1 protein-coding gene is annotated in these 2,064 nt (G+C 66.7%); it reads left to right on the top strand.

Annotated elements, in window-relative coordinates; genetic code table 11:
• The first annotated feature begins 149 nt into the window (after positions 1 to 149).
• Complete coding sequence (locus ACOADB_RS14740; RefSeq protein WP_378600002.1) at positions 150 to 2,021, top strand: M23 family metallopeptidase; 1,872 nt, start codon at positions 150 to 152, stop codon at positions 2,019 to 2,021.
• Positions 2,022 to 2,064 lie beyond the last annotated feature (43 nt).

Here is a 2,064-nt window from a genome sequence, read left to right as displayed (position 1 = left end):
TGGGAGATCTTCCCGACGCTGGACAAGAAGGAACACGAGGCGTCCGACCACGCGGCGATCTACGCCGACATCACCGACTTCTGACGGTCGTCACTGCACACGTTTCCCAGGAACGAATCCATACATCCCGTCAAGACAAGAGGTGCGGCATGGCGATCACCGTTTCGGTCCTCGAGCCGGTCGTCGCCGGCGCGGTCGTCTATCAGCGGCTGGCGCCAGACAAGATCGGCGGCCCGGCACGGGCGCGGATCTCGCTGAAGGTGCGCGTCACCGGCGAGGGCAAGCTGATCACGGCGAGGCTCGGGTCGGACCAGATCTTCAGCTCGCCGGACGGGCTGGCTCTCCCCGCCGAGTTCCAGAACTGTGACGCGGCCACCCTCGTGCTCGACGAGCCGCTGAAGCCGTCGTACCTGCTGGAGGTCACGGTCCAGGTCGGTGACACGACGTCCGAAACGGCGTCGGTCCCGGTCACCCTGGTCCCGCACACGAACGTCAACGGCCCTCTCTCGTGGCCGGGCCTCGGTGACGAGCTCCTTCCGAACGAGGCCTGGGGAGCCTCGGCCGACCACGGGGCCGGCTTCCAGGTGTTCGCCCTGGACACCGCGATCGATGGATGGGACGGCACCGCCTGGACCGACCGCTGGGTTGCAGCGCCCGACTTTCCGTACGACTACCGCGTCTTCGGTCGGCCGCTGCATGCGCTGACCGATGGCGTGGTGGACCTGGTGGTCAACGACCACCCGGAGTGGGAGAGCCGGACTTCCAGGGACGCCATCTGGGCGGCGGCCAAGCTGCCCGACGGATCGATTGACTGGTCGAAGATTCCGAAGAGCCCGACGACGGGGAAGTACGACGCCGGCGGCAATGTGCTCTTCGTGAGGTCTGGCGAGGAGATCTGGCTCGCTGCTCACCTCCAGAAGGGATCCATTCCGCCCCAGCTCACGGTCGGAGCGAAGGTCACCCGTGGGCAGTACATCGGAAAGGTCGGCTTCTGCGGCAACACCAGCCATCCGCACACGCACATCGACGTCAATCGGCTGCCGGCAAACTATTCGGGAACCGGCTTCAACGGCCGGTTCCCGCGGCCCATGGGGTTCTCGAACCTGTATGCGCTGACGGTCGCCGAGGCCCACACTGCGGCGGTCCAGGGCGCGATCCCGTCAACCTCGTGGACAGCCTTGAGCAACCAGACGGCGTCGCGGAAGCGTGACCTGCTGTATGCCGGACCGACCCCTCCTGTGTTCCATGCCGGGCCCGGTGGCAACCAGGACGCTGCGATCTACACAGCCATCTGGGACCCGGGCAAGCACATCGACCTCTGGGTGGCGAGTCCCTCCTGGGCCGCGCTGAAGGCCAAGGCGGTAGCGCTCACCGCGTCCGATCGATTCGACATCGTCGGTGTCGAGGCCAGTCCGATCGCAGGCCAGACCCACCTGGTGGCCACGTTCCGCTACGGCGAATCCGGCGGTCGACTGGTCTGTCAGCAGGGCTGGACCGCCTTCCACGCCGAGATCAGCAAGCTCATCAGCCAGGGTCAGGTGCTCACCGACCTCACGTCGTACACCGACGGTGCGACCCGGACGTTCATCGGCATCGTCCGCCCCGGTGCAGGCGGGCTACCTCCTGTCCAGGTGAACGGCATCGCCGCCTTCGCGACCAAGGCCCAGGCCTTTCACCTCGAGGGGGTCAACGTGATCGGCCTCGACACCTTCGTCGAGGCGAGCGGGTCTGCTGTCGTCGTAGCGGCGCTCCAGAGCTCGAAGCAGTCCCAGGAGGTGATCACCGGTGCGTGGTCCACGCTCACCAGTGCGCTCGCCACCAAGACCGGAATGCGGGTGGCGCTCATCTCCTCCGCCCCCAAGATGATGTACGGCCGGGACTTCGTGGCGGTCCTGGTGCCGACCTCGCAGCCTGGCCAGAAAGTCGAGCGGATGACTTCCTTTCGTGCGGTGATCCGGTGCAGCGAGAAGTACCGGCCCGACCGGTGGCGGCTCAGCTACCTCCACTGCGAGAAGGGTTGAGCCACGCCCGCCAGCCGCCGTACGACGTGATCTCACGGTCGGG

The sequence above is a fragment of the Nocardioides sp. CPCC 206348 genome (assembly GCF_048654705.1).
In the GTDB taxonomy this organism is placed as follows: domain Bacteria; phylum Actinomycetota; class Actinomycetes; order Propionibacteriales; family Nocardioidaceae; genus Nocardioides.
This window is presented reverse-complemented; position numbering and strand designations above follow the sequence as displayed.

Excerpts from the sequence above, each read along its gene's own strand:
- ACOADB_RS14740 (WP_378600002.1), top strand. The coding sequence starts at position 150 with ATGGCGATCACCGTTTCGGTCCTCGAGCCGGTCGTCGCCGGCGCGGTC.